Raw genomic sequence first — 17,752 nt, forward strand, 5'->3', positions numbered from 1 at the left:
GCCTCAGCGCTGGTAGAAGATCCGGTCCCGGTACTGCTCCAGCACGTGGGCGTTCCACTCGTGGCCGCCGTCGACGTTGCCGGAGCGCAGCAGTGGGGGTTCGATGCCGCGGTCGGCCAGGGTGGCGGCCGTGGTGGCCATGACCGCCTGGAGGAGGGCGGTGGTGACGACGGTGGAGGCGGGGGCGAAGGGGGCGGGGACGGTGTCCAGGGTGAGTTCGGCGTCGCCGACGGCGATCTTCGTGTCGAGGACGATGTCGCAGTGGTCCTTGAGGAAGGTCCCGGAGGTGTGGCGGGATGTGGTCTCGGCGGTGTACGCCACCGATGTGACGCCGATGACGCGCACGCCTCGGGCGCGGGCGTTGAGGGCCATTTCCACCGGGAGGGCGTTGCGGCCGGAGAGGGAGATGATCACGAGGGCGTCGCCGGCGCGGATCGGGGAGGTGTCCAGGACGGCGGCGGCGAGGCCGTCGACGCGTTCCAGGGCGGAGCCGAGGGTGGCGGGGACGACGTCGACGCCGACGACGCCGGGGACCGCGAGCAGGTTCATGAGGGCGAGTCCGCCGGCGCGGTAGACGACGTCCTGGGCGGCGAGGGAGGAGTGGCCGGCGCCGAAGGCGAACAGGCGGCCGCCGGCCTGGACGGTGTCGGCGAGGAGTGTCGCGGCGGCCGTGATGGTCCGGGACTCCTGGTCCTTGACCCGGCGCAGCAGGCCGATGGCGGCGTCGAAGAACTGGTCGGCCGGTGTGCCGTCGCTCATGCGGTGCCCCTTCGCAGCGTCTGTGTCGCGGATCACCGTGCGGTCTGGACCAGTGTGCTGTCAATACGGGGTGGTGACCTGGGGCGGGCGGTGAGTGCGCGTGGTTGTCACCGCGTGGTTTCGACGGCGCGGCACGGTTGTCAGTGCTATGCGTCAGAATTGAGGTCAGGGCCAGCGCAGGCGCCGGAGAGCGGCGAGCTTCCGGCAGAAGCAATCGAGGGGCACGTATGTCCGGACTGATCGACACCACGGAGATGTATCTCCGCACCATCCTCGAGCTCGAGGAGGAAGGCGTGGTCCCCATGCGCGCCCGGATCGCCGAGCGACTCGACCAGAGCGGGCCGACGGTGAGCCAGACGGTGGCGCGGATGGAGCGCGACGGTCTGGTGTCCGTGGCCAGCGACCGGCATCTGGAGCTGACCGACGAGGGCCGTCGGCTGGCCACGCGGGTCATGCGCAAGCACCGGCTGGCGGAGTGTCTGCTGGTCGACGTGATCGGCCTGGAGTGGGAGCAGGTGCACGCGGAGGCGTGTCGCTGGGAGCACGTGATGAGCGAGGCCGTGGAGCGCCGTGTGCTGGAGCTGCTGCGCCACCCGACCGAGTCGCCGTACGGCAACCCGATCCCGGGTCTGGAGGAGCTGGGCGAGAAGGACGGCGCGGATCCGTTCCTGGACGAGGGCATGGTGTCGCTGGCCGACCTGGATCCGGGTGCGGACGGCAAGACGGTGGTGGTGCGCCGGATCGGGGAGCCCATCCAGACGGACGCGCAGCTGATGTACACGCTGCGGCGGGCGGGTGTGCAGCCCGGTTCGGTGGTGAGCGTGACGGAGTCGGCGGGCGGTGTGCTGGTGGGCAGCGGCGGTGAGGCGGCCGAGCTGGCGGCGGATGTGGCGTCCCACGTGTTCGTCGCGAAGCGCTGATTCGCCACGAAACGCCGACGGGCCGCGAGGCGCTGTCGTCGCCAGGGCGTCCGATTCGTCGTCAGGCGCTGACGCCGACTGCGCGGAATCGCAGCGCGGGGGCTGTTCGCATGCCAGGCTGTGCCGCGAGGCACAGGACCTGAGGGGGCCAGGATGATGCGGCCGCAGACATGGGATGGCCCCGGCACCTTGTGGCGCCGGGGCCTGTCCTCCCCTGTGCTGACCCGGAGCCCCGAGCTCTCAGGGTCATTCCCCGCGGACCGTTTTCCCCGAGCGGTCCGCCCCCCGCTGAAGAGATCCCCTCGGTGGCGGTGATCATTCCTTGAAGGGTGTCACTCGATTGAGGGGTGTTGACCGCAGGGACGTAATTTTCGAATAACCATTCGATAGTGTGCGGGTGTCCGAGCGGAGCTAGGGGGGCCAGACCCATGGCACGGCGCATCGATGTGACGGGAGCGGGTGGCGTGCGGCTCGCCGCCTGGGAGTTCGCGGACCCTCCCAAGAACGACCAGCCCCCGACGGACCCCGACGGGGCGGACCTCGGCGGGGCGGATCCCGGCCGCACGCAGCCCGGCATGCTGTTACTGCACGGACTGATGGGCCGCGCCTCGCACTGGGCCTCCACCGCCCGCTGGCTCTCCGAGCGCCACCGCGCCGTCGCACTGGACCAGCGCGGTCACGGCCAGAGCGACAAGCCCCCGCAGGCCGCCTACACCCGCGAGGCGTACATCGAGGACGCCGAGGCCGCCGTCGAGCAGCTCGGCCTCGCGCCCGCCGTCCTCATCGGCCACGCCATGGGCGCGCTGACCGCCTGGCAGCTCGCCGCCAAGCGCCCCGACCTGGTGCGCGGGCTGATCATCTGTGACATGCGGGCCTCCGCGCTCGGCGCGGCCTCGCAGCGCGAGTGGGCCGACTGGTTCAACTCCTGGCCCGTCCCCTTCGCCACGCTCGCCGACGTACGCAAGTGGTTCGGCGAGGACGATCCCTGGGTGGAGCGCCCGAACCCGTGCCGGGGCGCGTTCTACGCCGAGGTCATGCACGAGTCCCCGGACGGCTGGCGCCCCGTCTTCGGACCCGAGCAGATGCTCGCCTCCCGCGAGACCTGGGTGTACGACGCCCACTGGGAGGAGCTCGCCCAGGTCCAGTGCCCCGCGCTGGTCGTGCGCGGCCTCGACGGGGAGCTGGGGCGCGCCGAGGCGCAGGAGATGGTCCGTGTCCTGCCCCGCGGCGAGTACGCGGAGGTCGCGGACGCGGGGCACCTTGTCCACTACGACCAGCCGGAGGCTTGGCGGGCGGCTGTGGAGCCGTTTCTGGACGGGGTGCTCGGGGTGTGAGCGCCTTCTCGTCTGCCTGGTTCTGCCGTATGGCGCGTGCGGGCGCGTTGCGGCTTGTCGCGCCCACGCGGCGGTAGCCGCATACCGGCACAGCCCCGCGCCCCTTCGGCGGGGTTGCGGGCTCCGCGTGCCAAAAGGCTCCGTCAGCCCTTGCTGACCGCCGTCAGGATCTCCGGGAGCCTCGCCGCTGTCCGCGGGGCCGCCAGCCGTAGTCCCGCCCAGGTGATCCCCACCCCGTACATCGCCCCCACCGGCAGCAGAAGCCACGTCCACGCGTCGCCGCCCGCGCTGACGTTCAGTGCGATGGTGAGGGCGATGACGGGGGCGCACAGCAGGGCCGCCGCGACCATGCCGCCGAAGATGGAGATCCAGGCGAGGCCGGCCTGCCCGGGCGCCACGTTCTTGTAGCCCTCGCGCGGGATGGAATACGGGAAGCGGGCCGAGGTCCACGCGCCGGTCGCCAGCATCGCGCCGAGCAGCGCGAAGGACAGGCCGAGCGCCTCCGGCAGCCGGGCCCAGTCGCCCAGGAGCGCCGTGGTCAGCACGGTCACGAGGGTGGCGTACGGCAGGGTGATCACCAGCAGCGCCAGCGCCCGCGCGTGCAGCTCCACGTACGCGTCCCGCGCCGAGGAGATGGTGGTGGCGATCATCCAGAAGGCGGAGGTGTCCTGCCCGAACTGGTTGTACATCTGGATGCCGAGCATGCCGGCGGCGAAGCACGCGAAGTAGATCGATCCGGTGCCCTGCGCCGCGTTGAACACCGGCACGATCAGCCCGATGGCCAGTGAGGTCACCCACGCCGCCTTGGTCTTCGGATCGCGCCAGACGTAGCGCAGGCCGCGCTCCATGACCGTGCCCGTACGCCCGGCCGGCAGCAGGCGCCCGAGCCCGCTCGACGGCCGTTGCCGGTCCCGGGTGTGGGGGGCCGGGAGGGTGGAGCCGTCGGGCGAGACCATCAGCCGGGTCAGGCTGCGCGCCCACGCCGCGACCAGCAGCGCCAGCATCCCGGCGGCCAGCAGCAGTTGGGCGACGGCCACCCCGTACGACCCCTGACCGGCCGCCCGCACCGCGCCCACCGCCGACGCGGGCGGCAGCCAGCGCAGCACGTCGGCCACCGGCGCGAGCTGCCCGAGCCCGGCCGAACCCAGCCGCCGCGCGCCGAAGTTGACCAGCTGGGCGCCGACCGCGATGACCAGCCCGCTGAGCACGGCCAGGTCGCGGCCCCTGCGGCTGGTCAGGAGCCGCACGTTGGCGGCGGCGACGGCCCGCGCGAGCGCCACGCACACCAGCAGTGCGAGGCCGACGGCGACGACGGCGACGACGTACGCCCCCGCTCCCTCGGCGACGGACAGCGCGCAGCCCACGAGCAGGATCAGTGTGAACAGCGGGCCGATGCCGACCAGTGAGGCGACCAGCAGGGCCCGTACCAGCGGGCGTGGCCGGAGCGGGAGCAGCACCAGGCGGGTCGGGTCGAGGGTCTCGTCGCCGCTGGGGAAGAACAGCGGCAGCACCGCCCAGCCGAGCGCCAGTACGGCCGTGCCCAGGAGGGCGACGGCATCGGCGTGCGCGTGGCCGCGCAGCGCGAGCAGACCGAGCAGTTGCAGCGCGGCGAAGAGAAGTGCGGCGACGGCCGACGCGACGAACGCGGCCCGCCGGCCGCCGGACTGCCGCAGCCCGCCCCGCAGCAGGGACAGCTTCAGTCGTACGACGGTGGAGGTGACGCCGGTCATCGGGCCCCGCCGCCCAGCCAGTCCAGGCCGGACCCGGCGTCCCGCCCCCGTGCGCCGACCAGTTCCAGGAAGGCGTCCTGGAGGGTGGGGTGTGCGCCGCGCACCTCGGCGAGGGTGCCGTGTGCGCGGATGCGGCCCGCGGCCATGACCGCGACCCAGTCGCACAGCGACTCGACCAGCTCCATGACGTGGGAGGAGAAGACGACGGTGGCGCCGGAGGCGGTGTAGCGCTCCAGGACGCCCCGGATGGTCTGCGCGGACACCGGATCGACGCCCTCGAACGGCTCGTCCAGGAAGAGGACTTCCGGGTTGTGGAGGAGAGCCGCCGCGAGCCCGATCTTCTTGCGCATGCCGGTCGAGTAGTCGACGACGAGCTTGTGCCGCGCGCCCGCCAGGTCGAGCACGTCCAGCAGCTGGTCGGCCCGCCGGTCCACCTCGGGCCCCGGCAGCCCCCGCAACCGGCCGGCGTAGCCGAGGAGTTCCGCTCCCGACAGCCGCTCGAACAGCCGCAGTCCCTCCGGCAGCACCCCGGTCCGCGCCTTCACGGCCACCGGGTCCCGCCACACGTCGTGCCCGACGACCTCGACGGACCCCGCGTCGGGCCTGAGCAGCCCGGTCACCATGGAGAGGGTGGTGGTCTTCCCGGCCCCGTTGGGCCCGACCAGCCCGATGAACTTCCCCGAGGGCAGATCCAGATCGATCCCGCCCACGGCGACCTGCTGCCCGAACCGCTTCCAGAGCCCCCGCAGACGAACGGCGACCGCACCTGCCACTGCATCCTCGGCCATGCCAGAACCCTACGGGCCTCCCGGTCGGAAGAGGAGGGTCAGCGATCGCGTCCGCAGGCGTAGGCGAGGGGTGAGATCAACTCCTCCGCGTCGGGCAGCCACCGGTTCGCCGGCGTGGGCCGGCACGCCCACTGCACCGCGCCCCGGGAGCCGAAGCGGGTGGGCGGCGCGGCCACGTACGACCCCTCGCCCAGCGCCACCAGATCCAGTGACCCGAGCGACCACCCCAGCTTGCGCACCAGTTCCGGCACCTTCACCGAGGCCCCCGGCAGCACGAAGAAGTGCATCCGCTGATCGGGAGAGAGCGTCACCGGCCCGAGCGTCAGCTCCATCCGCTCCATCCGGGCCAGCGCCAGGAACCCCGCCGTCTCCGGGACGGACAGCGTGTCGAAGGTCCGCCCGGTCGGCAGCAGGATCGACGCCGTGGGCTGCTTCTGCCACATCCGGCGCGTGACGGTCGCGCTGCCGGTCGCCTGCGTCGCCCAGTCCGGACGCGCCGGATGCGCCCCGGGCGCAGGGCAGGCGGCGTCTCCGCAGGAGCAGCGCTGCACCCCGTCGGCGGCTTCCAGCCAGGTGCCCGGGACCACGTCCCAGTGGCGCTCCTCGACGTAGCGAACAGCTGTCTCCAGCAGCGATTCCCCGCGCTGCTTGGGAATCTGACCGGCAATATGGACGGCTTCGGTACCCGCGATCGTCTCTTCCACGTTCCACTCAACTCCCGCACCCACCTCGGGTTACGGGCGGGCCCTGTCCTCGGACCGACTTCTGCCCCGCGACGCCTGGCACGCGCGCTCGCTGCGTTGCCGAAGGCCCGAGCAGCTCCGCCACCAGGACCTTTCGGCGCCTTGCGATCGCCCGTAGCCAGACGCCGGGGGGCCCGCCCTGCGGGCGGACGAAGCCAGTCCGAGGACAGGACCCGCGCGCGCGGGGGAGGAGCATCGATTCCTCGGCCGGGGCGCATGGGTGCACGGGTGGGGGCGCGCGGGAGGAAGTGGGGCGTGGGTGGGGTAGCCAGGGGTGGGGTCGGCATCTTCCTTTACCCCGGCAATCTCAACATGCCTCACATGACGCGCGTTTTCGACATGTCCGCTGGGCATTGATCTTCCCGGCCGGATCTTTTCGCTTCGCCAGGGGGTACGCCATGGCCGCCAGGCCTCTCGTCGCGCGGCAGCCGAACGAACGGTTGCAGGCGCTCATCCAGGAAGCAGGGTGCTCGAACGCCGGGCTCGCCCGCCGGGTCAACATGTGCGGCGCCGAGCACGGTCTCGACCTGCGGTACGACAAGACGTCCGTGGCCCGCTGGCTGCGAGGACAGCAGCCGCGCGGGCGCGCGCCGGCGATCATCGCCGAGGCTCTCGGACGCAAACTCGGCCGTACGGTCACGATCGACGAGATCGGCATGGCCAACGGCAAGAACCTCGCCTCGGGCGTGGGTCTCCAGTTCTCGCCGACGGTACTGGGGGCCATCGAGCAGGTCTGCGAGCTGTGGCGCAGTGACGTGGGCCGCCGGGACTTCCTGTCCGGCTCGTCCGTCGCCGCGTCCGCGCTGGTGGAGCCCAGCCGGGACTGGCTGATCTCGGCGCCGGACCCACAGGTGGCGCGCTCGGCGGGGCCGCGTGTGGGGCAGTCCGACGTGGCGGCCGTCACCGCGATGACCCAGGCGCTGACCGACCTCGACCACCAGTACGGCAGCGGGCACGTGCGCCCGGTGGTCGTGCACTACCTCAACAGCGTCGTCTCCGGGCTGCTCGCCGGCTCCTACCGGGAGGCCGTCGGCCGCGACCTGTTCGCCGCGGTGGCCCGGCTGACCGAGCTCGCCGGGTACATGGCCGTGGACACCGGGCAACCGGGCCTGGCCCAGCGCTACTACATCCAGTCGCTGCGGCTGGCGCAGGCGGCGGGCGACCGCGGATACGGCGGCTACGTCCTCGCGGCCTCCATGAGCCACCTCGCCGCGCAGCTCGGAAACCCGCGGGAGATCGCGCAGTTGGCGCGGGCGGCGCAGGAGGGGGCGCGTGGGCGCGTGTCCCCGCGCGCGGAGGCCATGTTCCATGCTGCGGAGGCGCGCGGGCACGCCCTGCTGGGCGACGCGCGCGGGGCGCAGCTGGCCTCCGGGCGGGCGGTGGCGGCCATGGACCGGGCCGACGCCGACTCCGGGGACGACCCGGCGTGGATCGCGCACTTCGACGAGGCCTACCTCGCCGACGAGCTGGCGCACTGCCACCGCGACCTGGGACAGGCCGAGGCGGCGGCCCGGTGCGCGCAGGAGTCCCTCGACGGGCACCCCGGGACCCGGGCACGCCGGAGGGCCATCGGCTATGTGCTGCTCGCCACGGCACAGGTGCAGCAGCGCGAGATCGAGCAGGCGTGCAGCACCGGGATGAAGGCGGTCGAGCTCCTTCAGACGCTGCGCTCCAACCGGGGTGCCGAGTACCTGGAGGACTTCCAGCAGCGCCTTGAGCCGTTCCGGGAGGAGGCGGTGGTACGCGAGTTCGGGGCGCGGCTGGAGTTGCAGCAGGCCGCGTGAACGGGTGCCCCGCGGATGTGTGAACGCACGGCAAACGAACCGGGGACGCGGGGGAGGTGCCGTGAACAGCGCACCGCGGGGCGATTTGTTACGGCTGTCACAGGGCAGGAGGTCAGGCCCTGAGCTGCGTGGCATCGGGCTCAGGGGACCCGGTAGCGTGAGCCGACGTTCCGAAGGTCCCCCAATCGTAGGAGTCCCGGTGACGCAGAGTGGACAGGGCGAGGAGCCCTCGGCGCGGCCCGCGCGCGAAGGCATCGTGCTGCCCTCCGACGGTGGCGAGCCCCTGCTGCCGGGCATGACGGGCGGACCCGCCTCGCACCCGGCCGCCCCGGCGGGCCAGCCCCCGGCCGGCCCGTCCGGCGGCCAGGCCTGGGGCCGGCCGTGGGGCCCCGAGCAGCAGCAGGCGCCCCAGCAGGGCCAGGGCCGGCCCCCGGCGGCCGCCCAGCAGTGGAACACCCCGGAGCAGCCCGCCGCGTGGACCAGCCGGCCCCCGGGCACCGCGGGCGCGGGCCCGCTGCCCCCGGAGGGCGCCCCGGCGCCCACGTACGGGGGGCGGGTACCGGACGACCAGGGGTACGGCGCCGGTGGCCAGGGCGCGCAGAACCCGGCGTACGGCTCCGGCGCCCCCGCCCCCCAGCCGTCGTACGGCCATGGCGGCCCCGGCGCACAGAGCGCCCCCCTGCCTCCCGCCGCCGACAGCGCGACCCAGTACCTCCCGCCGGTCGCCCCGGGCCCCGCCGCCGACAGCGCGACCCGGTACCTCCCGCCGGTCGCGGCCGGGCCCGCGCCGGTCGACGAGGGGGCGACCCAGTACATACCGCCCGTGGCCCCGGGGGCGCTGCCGCCCGAGACGGGGGCCGAGGAGACGCGGTACCTGGGACGGGCGGTGCAGCCGCAGCCCGCCGTGTCCGGCCCGGACGCCGAGGCCACGCAGTACATCCCGCCGTACACCGGCGCGCCCGGCGGGGACCGGCAGCCGCCCGCCGAGTTCGACAACCTCTTCCGCGGCGGACCGGCCGACGGGCCCGCCGCGGCCACGGCGCAGCTGCCGCGCTTCCAGGAGCCGCCCGCCGCCCACCCCGGGCAGCCGCAGCCCTCCTACAGCCCGCAGGGACCGGGCGGCGGGCCGCGCGGGCCGGAGGCCGGCGGTGACGGCGGCGGCAGGGGCGGCCGTACCGGATCCCGGGTGCCGCTGATCGCGGCCGTCGGTATCGGCATCGCCGTGCTCGGCATCGGTGCGGGTGCCCTGCTCGGTGGCGGCGGCGGTGACCAGGACGACGACAACAAGACCGTCGCCGCGTCGGCGCCCGCGACCCAGGGCTCCACGTCCGCCGCCGCTGACCCGGCCCGGCAGCAGGCCGTCGCCCTGGACAAGCTGCTCGCCGACAGCGGCAACAGCCGCGCCTCGGTGATCAAGGCGGTGGCCGATGTGAAGGCCTGCGACAACCTCGGTGACGCCGCCTCCGACCTGCGCGACGCGGCCAAGCAGCGCAACGGCCTGGTCACCCGCCTGTCGAAGCTGTCCGTCGACAAGCTGCCGAACAACGCCGCCCTGACCACCGCGCTCACCCAGGCGTGGCAGGCGTCGGCGTCGGCCGACAACCACTACGCGGCATGGGCCGACCAGGTCTCCGGCAAGAAGGGCTGCAAGAAGGGCCAGGCCCGCAGCACCGGCCAGACACAGGCGGGCAACCGCGCGAGCGGCACCGCCAGCGCCCAGAAGGTCAAGGCCGCCGCGCTGTGGAACACGATCGCCAAGACGTACGGCCTCACCCAGCGCCAGCCGACCCAGCTGTGAGCCAGGGGGCGGGTCTGGTGCTGTGACCGGAAAGGTTCACCGGCTCTCCGGCAAACCTTTCCGTCCTAGCCGAGGTCCGCCTTCTCCAGCGTCCCCGTCACGTCCACGGTCCCGCCCTTGCCGGCCGTGACCAGCCGGCCGCCCTTGACGACCTGGAGGGTCACGTCCGCGTTGACCAGCCGGGTGAGGCCGACGGCGGCGAGCTCGGCGTTGCGGGGCCACTCGAGCGGGGGCGTGAGGCCGCCCGTGGGGACCTTGATGCCGTCGTCGAGGGTGCGCCGCACGGTGTCGGCGGAGACCTCGCCGGTGCCGATCTTCTCCACGACGGCCTTGAGGACGGTGTAGGCGATCCAGGTCGTCTGCACTCCGGCGTCCGCGGGGTCGATGCGGTTGTCGCCGAAGGCCTCCTCGTTGATCACCTTCTTCATCGGGTCCCAGCGCGCGTCGGAGGCCACCGGGTACCAGCCGGTGATGTACGCCCCCTCGTACGGCCCCGACGCCCCGCCCGTGGCGTTGATCGTCGTCTGGTCGACGCTGCCGATGACGGTCGCGGTGCGCACCGCCGGGTAGTCCTCGCGGGCGCGCCGGTAGGAGTCCATGAAGGTGTCGTTGCGGTCGCCGAGCGCGGGCACCACGCATCCCCTCTTCACCGGGTCGGCGGTCGCCGCCTTCAGCGCCCGGTCCGAGGTGGTGCCGTACTCGGTGGCGTCCTCGGCGGCGAGCAGGTCGTCCGCCTCCGTGTGGCCGCCGGACTTCAGGCCCGCGTCGAGGACGGCCGGCAGCTCGTCGCCGGCGATGCTGTCGGGCCGGATCAGGGCGACGGGGCCGCAACTGCCGGCGAGCGCCCTGCCGAGGCCGGCCAGCAGTGCGGGCTGGCCGCCGTTGACGGGGTAGGAGTAGGCGCGGGTGAACTCCTCGTTCGTCGCGCCGTAGCCGCCGATGTAGGGGATGCCCGCGCCCTCCAGCGGGGCGAAGTAGGAGTCGCCGAACTGGCTGTAGGAGCCGACGACCGCCACCACGTCCTCGTCGGCCGCGCGCCGGGCACATCTCGCGGCGCCCACGCTGTCGTTGTGGTCGTTGCAGGTCAGGACCTTCAGCTCGCGGCCGTTGATGCCGCCGTGGGCGTTGATCCAGCGGGCGTAGGCGAGGGCCATGGCGGGCATGCCGGGCTTGTTGGTGGCGTCGGTCCCGTCCGGCGCCCAGGTCATGACCTTGATCGGGCCGTCCCCGGAACCCCCCGTGGTACCGGGGACGACCCCGCATCCGGCGGCGAGCGACGCACAGGCGACCAGCGCGCCCGCGGACAGAGCGGTGGCCCTCGCGGGCCGGGGGAGGAAGCGGAGGAAGGTCTTGCGGATGCGTCGCCTGCCGGTCATGGACACGCACGATTCCGTCACATCGCTAACGTGGGAGTGACCTCGGGTCAACGGGTGGTGACACAGAGGTGAATTACGGGGGCCCGTGAGGCTCGCGGGACGCGGAACGTACGATCGGTGACCGTGCAAGGTTCGGAGAACTCTTCCCGTCGCGGCCGTCGCTCCTCCACCATGGGCGGCATGCCCCTGAACGACATGCCGTGGTGGCGCTGGCGCAGCAACGTGCGCTCGGCGCTGCACATGCTCTCCGATCCGGTGTTCCAGCGGGATGTCTGGCTGGCGGGTGCCGACGGGTACGGCGACGTCACCGACGCCGTGTACCGGCTGGTCGAGGACACCTGGCTGGACAACTGGTCGGCCGAGAAGTACGTCGGGACGATATTCCGGGACTCGCAGGAGGCGGCGCTGGTCGACACGGCCGTGCTGCGGGTGCTGCGGATCATGCACCAGGTGGGGCCGGACGCGCCGGTGGCCGCCTACCTCGACCACCACGCGTGGCCGGAGGCGGTGCGGGCGGCGCGGGACGCGCATGTGCGGATGGCGGCGAGCGACGGGGAGGACCCGGACGCGCCGCCGCGGAGCCTCGAGGTGCTGCGGATCATGACGCGGTCCGCGTAGCGGACGGCGGACCGCGGGCTCACTGGGGATATGGGACCCTGTCCTGCATGAACGAGCAGTCCAACCGAGCCGCGGCTCCCGCCGATCAGTACGTCCTCACGCTCTCCTGCCCGGACAAGCAGGGCATCGTGCACGCCGTGTCGAGCTACCTGTTCATGACCGGCTGCAACATCGAGGACAGCCAGCAGTTCGGCGACCACGACACGGGACTGTTCTTCATGCGGGTCCACTTCTCGGCGGAGGCGCCGGTGACGGTGGACAAGCTGCGGGCGAGCTTCGCGGCGATCGGTGACTCCTTTCACATGGAGTGGCAGATCAACCGGGCCGACGAGAAGATGCGCATCGTGCTCATGGTCAGCAAGTTCGGGCACTGCCTGAACGACCTGCTCTTCCGGGCGCGGATCGGGGCGCTGCCGGTGGAGATCGCGGCGGTGGTGTCCAACCACACCGACTTCGAGGAGCTGGTGGGGTCGTACAACATTCCCTTCCATCACATCCCCGTGGCGAAGGACACCAAGTCGCAGGCCGAGGCGCGGCTGCTGGAGATCGTGGACGAGGAGAACGTCGAGCTGGTGGTGCTGGCCCGCTACATGCAGGTCCTCTCCGACGACCTGTGCAAGAAGCTCAGTGGGCGGATCATCAACATCCACCACTCCTTCCTGCCGAGTTTCAAGGGCGCGAAGCCGTACCACCAGGCGCATGCGCGGGGTGTGAAGGTGATCGGGGCGACCGCGCACTACGTCACGGCCGACCTCGACGAGGGCCCGATCATCGAGCAGGAGGTCGAGCGGGTCGGGCACGACGTGACGCCGGAGGGGCTCGTCGCCATCGGGCGTGACGTGGAGTGCCAGGCGCTGGCGCGGGCCGTGAAGTGGCATGCGGAGCGGCGCATTCTGCTGAACGGGCGGCGGACGGTGGTGTTCGCGTAGGTTCCCAACGGCAACCGGGGCGAGCTACATCCGGCTCAGCGAAGCCGCCGCGAACAGTACGTCCCTGATCGCGTTCCGGTCGCCGAGCTGGCCCGCTGCTGCTTCCGCCGGGGAGACGTGGCCGGCCGCGAGGCGGCAGAACTCCACGCCGTCCAGGGCCACATGGGCCACCTCGTGGTCGGGGGAGCCCACCGCGGCGGGGGAGTCCAGGGGGATCAACCACTCGCCGCCGCCGGAGCCCTCGATCTCCAGGCGGAGGCTGCGTCCCGGGGCGCCCGCCGGAGCCAGGTGCCGGGCCGGGCCGGGGGAGGCCAGGCCCGAGCGGCGGCGGGCCGCGAGGACGGTGGGCAGCATGCGGGCCGCCAGGTCGATCATGTGGTGCAGATGGCGCGGCGCGGGCGGCTGGTAGGGGTAGTCCACGGCGTCCGCGATGTCCTCCGCGTGCACCCAGCACTCGAAGGCCCGGTCCAGCATCGCGTCGTGCAGCGGCAGGGTGAAGTCGCCGTAGGAGACCGGGAGTTCTCCGGCGCCCGCGGTGAAGGAGACCGTCCGCAGGAGGCTGTGGCTCTGTTCCCGCCACGGTGAGCGGACCGCGCGGGTCGGCGGGAAGCGCGAGGCCCGCCAGAAGGCCTCGGTGCGGGCGGCGGGTCCTGCCGCCTCGCCGATGTCCTTGACGTCCGCCTCCGCCAGCGGATCCTCCAGGCCCAGCGCCACCGCCACCAGCCCGTCGACGGACAGCAGATGCGCGATCACCCCGGCGACGGTGGTCCGACGGCTCGTCGCCGTGTCCCGCGCGAACCACCGCAGCCGCACCGGCGCATGCCACTCCGCGTCCCCGAAGTCCTGCAGCAGCGCGTCAAGGCGCGCGGTCTCGGCGTCGTACGGGGCCGCCCACTCCGGCACCGGGATCTCCGGCGGCCGGCGGTCGAGGCAGTTCTGCAGGACGCGGGTGCGCAGCCCCGGGTCCAGGTCGAGGCTCTCGGGCTGGTGCAGCAGGCCCACCGCCTCGCGCAGCCGCAGCGCCTCCTCCGCGCACGTGCCGCACTCGCCGAGATGCGCCTCGACGGCCGCCGTCTCCGCGGCCGAACAGGCGGCCAGCGCCCACGCGCCGAGCAGTGATTTCAGGACGTTGTGCGGGAGGTCCAGCGGCACGGGCGGCAGGTCCTCCGGGCCGGGCAGGTCGGGCAGCGGCAGCCCGGTGTCCTCCACGGAGGCGCGGGGCAGCGGTATGCGCGGCGACGGCTCCCGGCCGGGCCCGGGTGCGGTGCCGTCACCGCCGCCGCTGCCCGGGCCGTCGTACTCCTCGAAGCCCGTCACACCGCACCGCCGTATCCGGGCGGTGCCCCGGGTGCCGCCGCGTTGTGGGCGGTGGACAGCAGCTGCAGGCCCAGGCGGAGCCGGCGGCGGGCCTCGTCCTCGGTGACGCCGAGGTCGGCGGCGGCCTGGCGGTAGTCGCGGCGCTGGACGTAGGCCAGTTCCAGGGCGGCGCGCAGCGGGGCGGGCATGGAGTGGACGATGTAGTCGGCGCGGGCGGCGACCGAGGCGCGGCGCACCTTGCGCTCCAGCTCCTCCGTGCCGTCCTGCGGGGAGCCGGTCCCGCCCCGGGTGAGCGCGGCGGTCTCGGTGGCGCGCAGCCGCTGCACGGCGAGCCGGTGGGTCAGCGCGGCGACCCAGGAGCGCAGGGGGCCCTGCCGGGGGTCGTAGGCGTCCGGGTGTTCCCAGACGTGGGCGAAGACCTCGCGGGTGATGCCGTCGGCGGCCCGTTCGTCGCCGAGGACGCGGTGGGCGAGGCCGTGGACGAGTGAGGCGAAGCGGTCGTAGAGCTCACCGAGGGCCGCCGCCTCTCCGCGTGCGAGCCGCTGCTGCATCCTGCGGTCCCAGCGGGGCGGCGCGTCCTTCTTGGCCATCCGGCCCCCTCCCCCTCCCGGTGTCCGTGTCCAGCCTGGATCCACCCTGTCCTCGAATGTAGTCGGCATGTCGGACAACGCACGCCCCTTTGTGCCAATGTGCGCCCCTTGAGAGCCCGCAAGTGGTAATGGACCTTCGTCGTATCGCACGCGACCTCCACCTGGCGACCACACGATGAGCACGCCATGACCTTCCTCGATCGAACAGGATCGGAGGTGACCGAAACAAGTCCCTCGACGATCGTCTGTAGTTTGCCGTCCGGGGTTTCCGGGAACGGCCGCTGGGCAGCCGCGCGGAAAGAAGCGAAGGAACTGCTTCCGTTTCCAGATGGGTCCAGGCGGGTCCAGGCGGGTCCGGGTGGACCCGGGCGGTTCCGGGAGATCCGGCGAGCGGAGGACGTGGCCGTGGCATTCAAGGTGACCGGCGTCGAAATGGGCGAGTGGGCCGTGCTCGGGGTGTCGGGCGAGCTGGACCTGATGACCTCGCCGGTGCTGCGCCAGCGCGTGCACGACGTGGTGGCCGACGGCCATCACAGCCTCGTCCTCGACCTCTCGGAGGTCTTCTTCTGCGACTCCAGCGGCGTCGGCGTCCTCATCGCCGCCCGCCGCCTGATCCGCTCCTGTCAGGGCCGGCTGCGGCTGATCCTGCCGGCCCGCGGCGCCGTCGACGGTTCGCACGTCAACCGGGTCCTCGGCGCGCTCGGCGTGCGGCGGCTGTTCGACGTGTACGCCGACCTCGACAGCGCGGTGACCGACGAGCCCGACCCGCTGAGCGCGTGACGTTTGTCGCAGAATTCCCCCAATATTTCCCCGGTCTTGGTACAGCCGTCGCTTTCCCGCCCGGGGACCGGTCCCGGCGTCGTACGCTCCCTGCCGGACGTACCCCCACGTGACGTAAGGCGGCCCGAAAGAGATGGTCAGCACCGAGTACGAGCGCAGGATCGCCGCCCGGTTCGCCACCTTCGACCAGGACGGCAACGGCTACATCGACCGGCTGGACTTCAGCGGCGCGGCCAAGGCGCTGCTCGCCGAGTTCGGCGTGGCGGCCCGCTCCGACAAGGGGCAGGCCCTGTACGCCGGTGCGGAGGCGTTCTGGCAGGGCATGGCGGGGATCGCGGACCGGGACGGTGACCAGCGCATCACCCGCGAGGAGTTCGTCACCGGCGCGGTCAAGCGCCTGCGCGACAATCCGGAGCGGTTCGCGGAGATCGCCCGCCCCTTCCTGCACGCCGCCCTGGACGTGGCGGACACCGACGGGGACGGCGCGGCCACGGTCGCCGACATCGCGCGTGTGCTGAGGGCGCTCGGAGTGCGGGAGGACCTCGCGCAGGCGATCGCCGGCGGCCTCGACACCGACGGCGACGGCAAGGTGGGCGAGGCGGAGATCGTCCCGGCCTTCGCCGGCTACTTCACCGTCCCCGAGTAGCGTTCGCGCAGCCGGTACTTGAGCACCTTCCGCAGGGTCTCGTTCCGCGGAAGGGCGTCCACCACCTCCAGCCGCTCCGGCAGCTTGTGCACCGACAGCCCTTCCGCGCGCAGGTAGGAGGTGACGGCCTCCAGGGTCAGCTCCTCGGCGCCCGGCGGCTGTTCCACCACCGCGCACACCCGCTCCCCGCGCTCGGCGTCCGGCAGCCCGATGACCGCCACGTCGCCCACCGCCGGGTGCCGGTGCAGCAGGTCCTCGATCTCCTTCGCCGAGACGTTCTCCCCCTTGCGGATGATCACGTCCTTGCGGCGGCCGGTGAGCACCAGGTGCCCGGATCCGGTCAGATGCCCGAGGTCGCCGGTGCGCAGGAACCCCTCCTCGTCGAATGCCTCCGCCGTCTGTGCCGGATCCAGATACCCCTGGCACACGGTCTCCCCGCGCAGCCGCACCTCCCCGTCGACGATCCGCACCTCCATCTCCGCCGGCGGCCGCCCCTCGGTCGTCGCCAGGTCCTCGGCCGTGTCGTCGGGGGAGCCCATGGTGATCATCGGCGCCTCGGTCATGCCGTACCCGTGGGTGAGCTGCACGCCCATCTCCCGTACGACCGAGTGGTACAGCTCCGGCGGCTTGGGCGCCCCGCCGCCCGCGAGGAGCCGCAGCGTGGGGATCACCTTCGCCCCCGGCTGCTTGCGCTGTTCGGCCAGGAATATCGAGTAGAACGCCGTCGACCCGCCGGCCACCGTCACCCCGTGCCTGCGGTAGCCCGCCAGCGCCTCCGGCAGCGCGAACTGCTCGAACATCACCGCCGGGAAGCCGTACAGCAGCAGCATCACCGTGTAGTCGGGCCCGGCGATGTGCGCGTACGGGAAGGCCATCGAGCCCACGTCGTCCGCCGTGAGGCGCAGCGCGTGCGCGAGGCACGACCCGCCCGCGATCAGCGACCGGTCGGTGTGCAGCACGCCCTTGGGGTCGGAGGTGGTCCCCGAGGTCCAGTAGATCCAGCGCACGGAGGTGCCCTCGGCGGGTGGCGCGGGCAGTACCGCCGGGTCGCCGTCGGGCAGGTCGTCGTACGCCTCGAAGACCCCCTTGGCGCCGAGGCGCCGCGCCATCTCCGTGTGGTCGTGCCCCCGCCAGGTCCCCGGCACCGCGAAGAACTCCGCCCTGGACTCCCGCAGCGCGAAGCCGACCTCCCGGTCCCGGTAGAACGGGATGACCGGCGACTGTACGGCGCCGATCCGGGCCAGCGCGAAGGACAGCAGGGCCGTCTCGATCCGGGTGGGCAGCTGCCACGCGACGACCGTGCGGGGGCGTACGCCCATGCCGTACAGGCCGGCCGCCACGCGCTCGGCGCGGTCGCGCAGCCCGCCGAAGGTGAGGACGCGATGGTCCGGCCCGTCGTCCTGGAGCAGGACCGGCCGGTCGGGGGTGAGCTCGGCGCGGCGGACGGCCAGCTCCCACAGGGTGCGGGAGGTGCTGAGCGCGTGTGCGGTGTCGTTCACGGCGGGCCCCCAGTGACCGGCTCAGAGAACTGACGGACAGTCAGGTTCGTGGACAGAGCGTAGGGCGGTGTGCCTTGTCGGTCCAGGGGTGCGCCATTAGCCTGCTTGCCCAGGAGAATCTGACGGTCCATCAGATAAGTG

At 72.8% G+C, this 17,752-nt stretch carries 16 protein-coding genes; 8 read left to right on the forward strand and 8 right to left on the reverse strand.

Features of this window, described 5'->3' with window-relative positions:
- Positions 1 to 3: 3 nt before the first annotated feature.
- Positions 4 to 759: an SIS domain-containing protein gene (locus ACIBBH_RS36845; protein ID WP_399412361.1), complete on the reverse strand. Its 756-nt coding sequence runs from the start codon at positions 757 to 759 to the stop codon at positions 4 to 6.
- 227 nt (positions 760 to 986) lie between these two features.
- Here ACIBBH_RS36845 and ACIBBH_RS36850 point away from each other — a divergent pair, with 227 nt between their 5' ends.
- Positions 987 to 1,679 (forward strand): metal-dependent transcriptional regulator, encoded by a 693-nt coding sequence (locus tag ACIBBH_RS36850; RefSeq protein WP_399412363.1) that lies wholly within the window; start codon positions 987 to 989, stop codon positions 1,677 to 1,679.
- 428 nt (positions 1,680 to 2,107) lie between these two features.
- Complete coding sequence (locus ACIBBH_RS36855) at positions 2,108 to 3,013, forward strand: alpha/beta fold hydrolase (protein WP_399412365.1); 906 nt, start codon at positions 2,108 to 2,110, stop codon at positions 3,011 to 3,013.
- A gap of 143 nt (positions 3,014 to 3,156) precedes the next feature.
- Here ACIBBH_RS36855 and ACIBBH_RS36860 read toward each other — a convergent pair whose 3' ends face one another.
- From ACIBBH_RS36860 to ACIBBH_RS36870, 3 genes are read right to left on the reverse strand one after another with little or no spacing between them, the layout of a single operon-like run.
- Complete coding sequence (locus ACIBBH_RS36860; protein ID WP_399412367.1) at positions 3,157 to 4,743, reverse strand: transporter; 1,587 nt, start codon at positions 4,741 to 4,743, stop codon at positions 3,157 to 3,159.
- Positions 4,740 to 5,531, reverse strand: a complete 792-nt coding sequence (locus ACIBBH_RS36865; RefSeq protein WP_399412369.1) for an ABC transporter ATP-binding protein — start codon at positions 5,529 to 5,531, stop codon at positions 4,740 to 4,742. Before ACIBBH_RS36865 ends, ACIBBH_RS36860 begins: the two co-directional genes overlap by 4 nt.
- A gap of 38 nt (positions 5,532 to 5,569) precedes the next feature.
- Positions 5,570 to 6,235 carry a bifunctional DNA primase/polymerase gene (locus tag ACIBBH_RS36870; RefSeq protein ID WP_399412371.1) on the reverse strand — a complete coding sequence of 222 codons (666 nt, stop codon included), beginning with the start codon at positions 6,233 to 6,235 and terminating at the stop codon, positions 5,570 to 5,572.
- Between the two features lie 437 nt (positions 6,236 to 6,672).
- Here ACIBBH_RS36870 and ACIBBH_RS36875 point away from each other — a divergent pair, with 437 nt between their 5' ends.
- Positions 6,673 to 8,058, forward strand: a complete 1,386-nt coding sequence (locus ACIBBH_RS36875) for a transcriptional regulator (RefSeq protein ID WP_399412373.1) — start codon at positions 6,673 to 6,675, stop codon at positions 8,056 to 8,058.
- Between the two features lie 199 nt (positions 8,059 to 8,257).
- Positions 8,258 to 9,856, forward strand: coding sequence for a hypothetical protein (locus ACIBBH_RS36880; RefSeq protein WP_399412375.1), 1,599 nt, complete (start codon positions 8,258 to 8,260; stop codon positions 9,854 to 9,856).
- Positions 9,857 to 9,921: 65 nt separating this feature from the next.
- Here ACIBBH_RS36880 and ACIBBH_RS36885 read toward each other — a convergent pair whose 3' ends face one another.
- Positions 9,922 to 11,232: an ABC transporter substrate-binding protein gene (locus ACIBBH_RS36885; protein WP_399412377.1), complete on the reverse strand. Its 1,311-nt coding sequence runs from the start codon at positions 11,230 to 11,232 to the stop codon at positions 9,922 to 9,924.
- Positions 11,233 to 11,349: 117 nt separating this feature from the next.
- Between ACIBBH_RS36885 and ACIBBH_RS36890 the strand changes: the two genes are divergently transcribed.
- The gene (locus ACIBBH_RS36890; protein ID WP_399412378.1) at positions 11,350 to 11,850 is read left to right on the forward strand and encodes a hypothetical protein; all 501 of its coding nucleotides are present in this window, start codon (positions 11,350 to 11,352) and stop codon (positions 11,848 to 11,850) included.
- Positions 11,851 to 11,897: 47 nt separating this feature from the next.
- Positions 11,898 to 12,779, forward strand: coding sequence for a formyltetrahydrofolate deformylase (gene purU, locus ACIBBH_RS36895; RefSeq protein WP_399412380.1), 882 nt, complete (start codon positions 11,898 to 11,900; stop codon positions 12,777 to 12,779).
- Between the two features lie 24 nt (positions 12,780 to 12,803).
- On the opposite strand, the gene ACIBBH_RS36900 is transcribed toward purU, so the two are convergent.
- Positions 12,804 to 14,096 carry a maleylpyruvate isomerase N-terminal domain-containing protein gene (locus ACIBBH_RS36900; protein WP_399412382.1) on the reverse strand — a complete coding sequence of 431 codons (1,293 nt, stop codon included), beginning with the start codon at positions 14,094 to 14,096 and terminating at the stop codon, positions 12,804 to 12,806.
- Positions 14,093 to 14,686: a sigma-70 family RNA polymerase sigma factor gene (locus ACIBBH_RS36905; protein WP_399412384.1), complete on the reverse strand. Its 594-nt coding sequence runs from the start codon at positions 14,684 to 14,686 to the stop codon at positions 14,093 to 14,095. Before ACIBBH_RS36905 ends, ACIBBH_RS36900 begins: the two co-directional genes overlap by 4 nt.
- A 399-nt stretch (positions 14,687 to 15,085) precedes the next feature.
- Here ACIBBH_RS36905 and ACIBBH_RS36910 point away from each other — a divergent pair, with 399 nt between their 5' ends.
- Entirely contained in the window at positions 15,086 to 15,466 is a 381-nt protein-coding gene (locus ACIBBH_RS36910) for an STAS domain-containing protein (RefSeq protein WP_399412386.1), read from the forward strand.
- A 133-nt stretch (positions 15,467 to 15,599) separates the two neighbouring features.
- On the forward strand, positions 15,600 to 16,112 hold the full coding sequence (locus ACIBBH_RS36915; RefSeq protein WP_399412388.1) for an EF-hand domain-containing protein: 513 nt from the start codon (positions 15,600 to 15,602) through the stop codon (positions 16,110 to 16,112).
- Here the strand turns inward: ACIBBH_RS36915 and ACIBBH_RS36920 are convergent.
- Complete coding sequence (locus ACIBBH_RS36920; protein ID WP_399412390.1) at positions 16,091 to 17,611, reverse strand: class I adenylate-forming enzyme family protein; 1,521 nt, start codon at positions 17,609 to 17,611, stop codon at positions 16,091 to 16,093. The two genes, ACIBBH_RS36915 and ACIBBH_RS36920, sit on opposite strands and share 22 nt — an antisense overlap.
- Positions 17,612 to 17,752 lie beyond the last annotated feature (141 nt).

The organism is Streptomyces sp. NPDC051636 (assembly GCF_044453765.1).
In the GTDB taxonomy this organism is placed as follows: domain Bacteria; phylum Actinomycetota; class Actinomycetes; order Streptomycetales; family Streptomycetaceae; genus Streptomyces.

Excerpts from the sequence above, each read along its gene's own strand:
- ACIBBH_RS36845 (WP_399412361.1), bottom strand. The coding sequence starts at position 759 with ATGAGCGACGGCACACCGGCCGACCAGTTCTTCGACGCCGCCATCGGC.
- ACIBBH_RS36875 (WP_399412373.1), top strand. The coding sequence starts at position 6,673 with ATGGCCGCCAGGCCTCTCGTCGCGCGGCAGCCGAACGAACGGTTGCAG.
- ACIBBH_RS36915 (WP_399412388.1), top strand. The coding sequence starts at position 15,600 with ATGGTCAGCACCGAGTACGAGCGCAGGATCGCCGCCCGGTTCGCCACC.
- ACIBBH_RS36905 (WP_399412384.1), bottom strand. The coding sequence starts at position 14,686 with ATGGCCAAGAAGGACGCGCCGCCCCGCTGGGACCGCAGGATGCAGCAG.
- ACIBBH_RS36860 (WP_399412367.1), bottom strand. The coding sequence starts at position 4,743 with ATGACCGGCGTCACCTCCACCGTCGTACGACTGAAGCTGTCCCTGCTG.
- purU (WP_399412380.1), top strand. The coding sequence starts at position 11,898 with ATGAACGAGCAGTCCAACCGAGCCGCGGCTCCCGCCGATCAGTACGTC.
- ACIBBH_RS36855 (WP_399412365.1), top strand. The coding sequence starts at position 2,108 with ATGGCACGGCGCATCGATGTGACGGGAGCGGGTGGCGTGCGGCTCGCC.
- ACIBBH_RS36885 (WP_399412377.1), bottom strand. The coding sequence starts at position 11,232 with ATGACCGGCAGGCGACGCATCCGCAAGACCTTCCTCCGCTTCCTCCCC.
- ACIBBH_RS36865 (WP_399412369.1), bottom strand. The coding sequence starts at position 5,531 with ATGGCCGAGGATGCAGTGGCAGGTGCGGTCGCCGTTCGTCTGCGGGGG.
- ACIBBH_RS36850 (WP_399412363.1), top strand. The coding sequence starts at position 987 with ATGTCCGGACTGATCGACACCACGGAGATGTATCTCCGCACCATCCTC.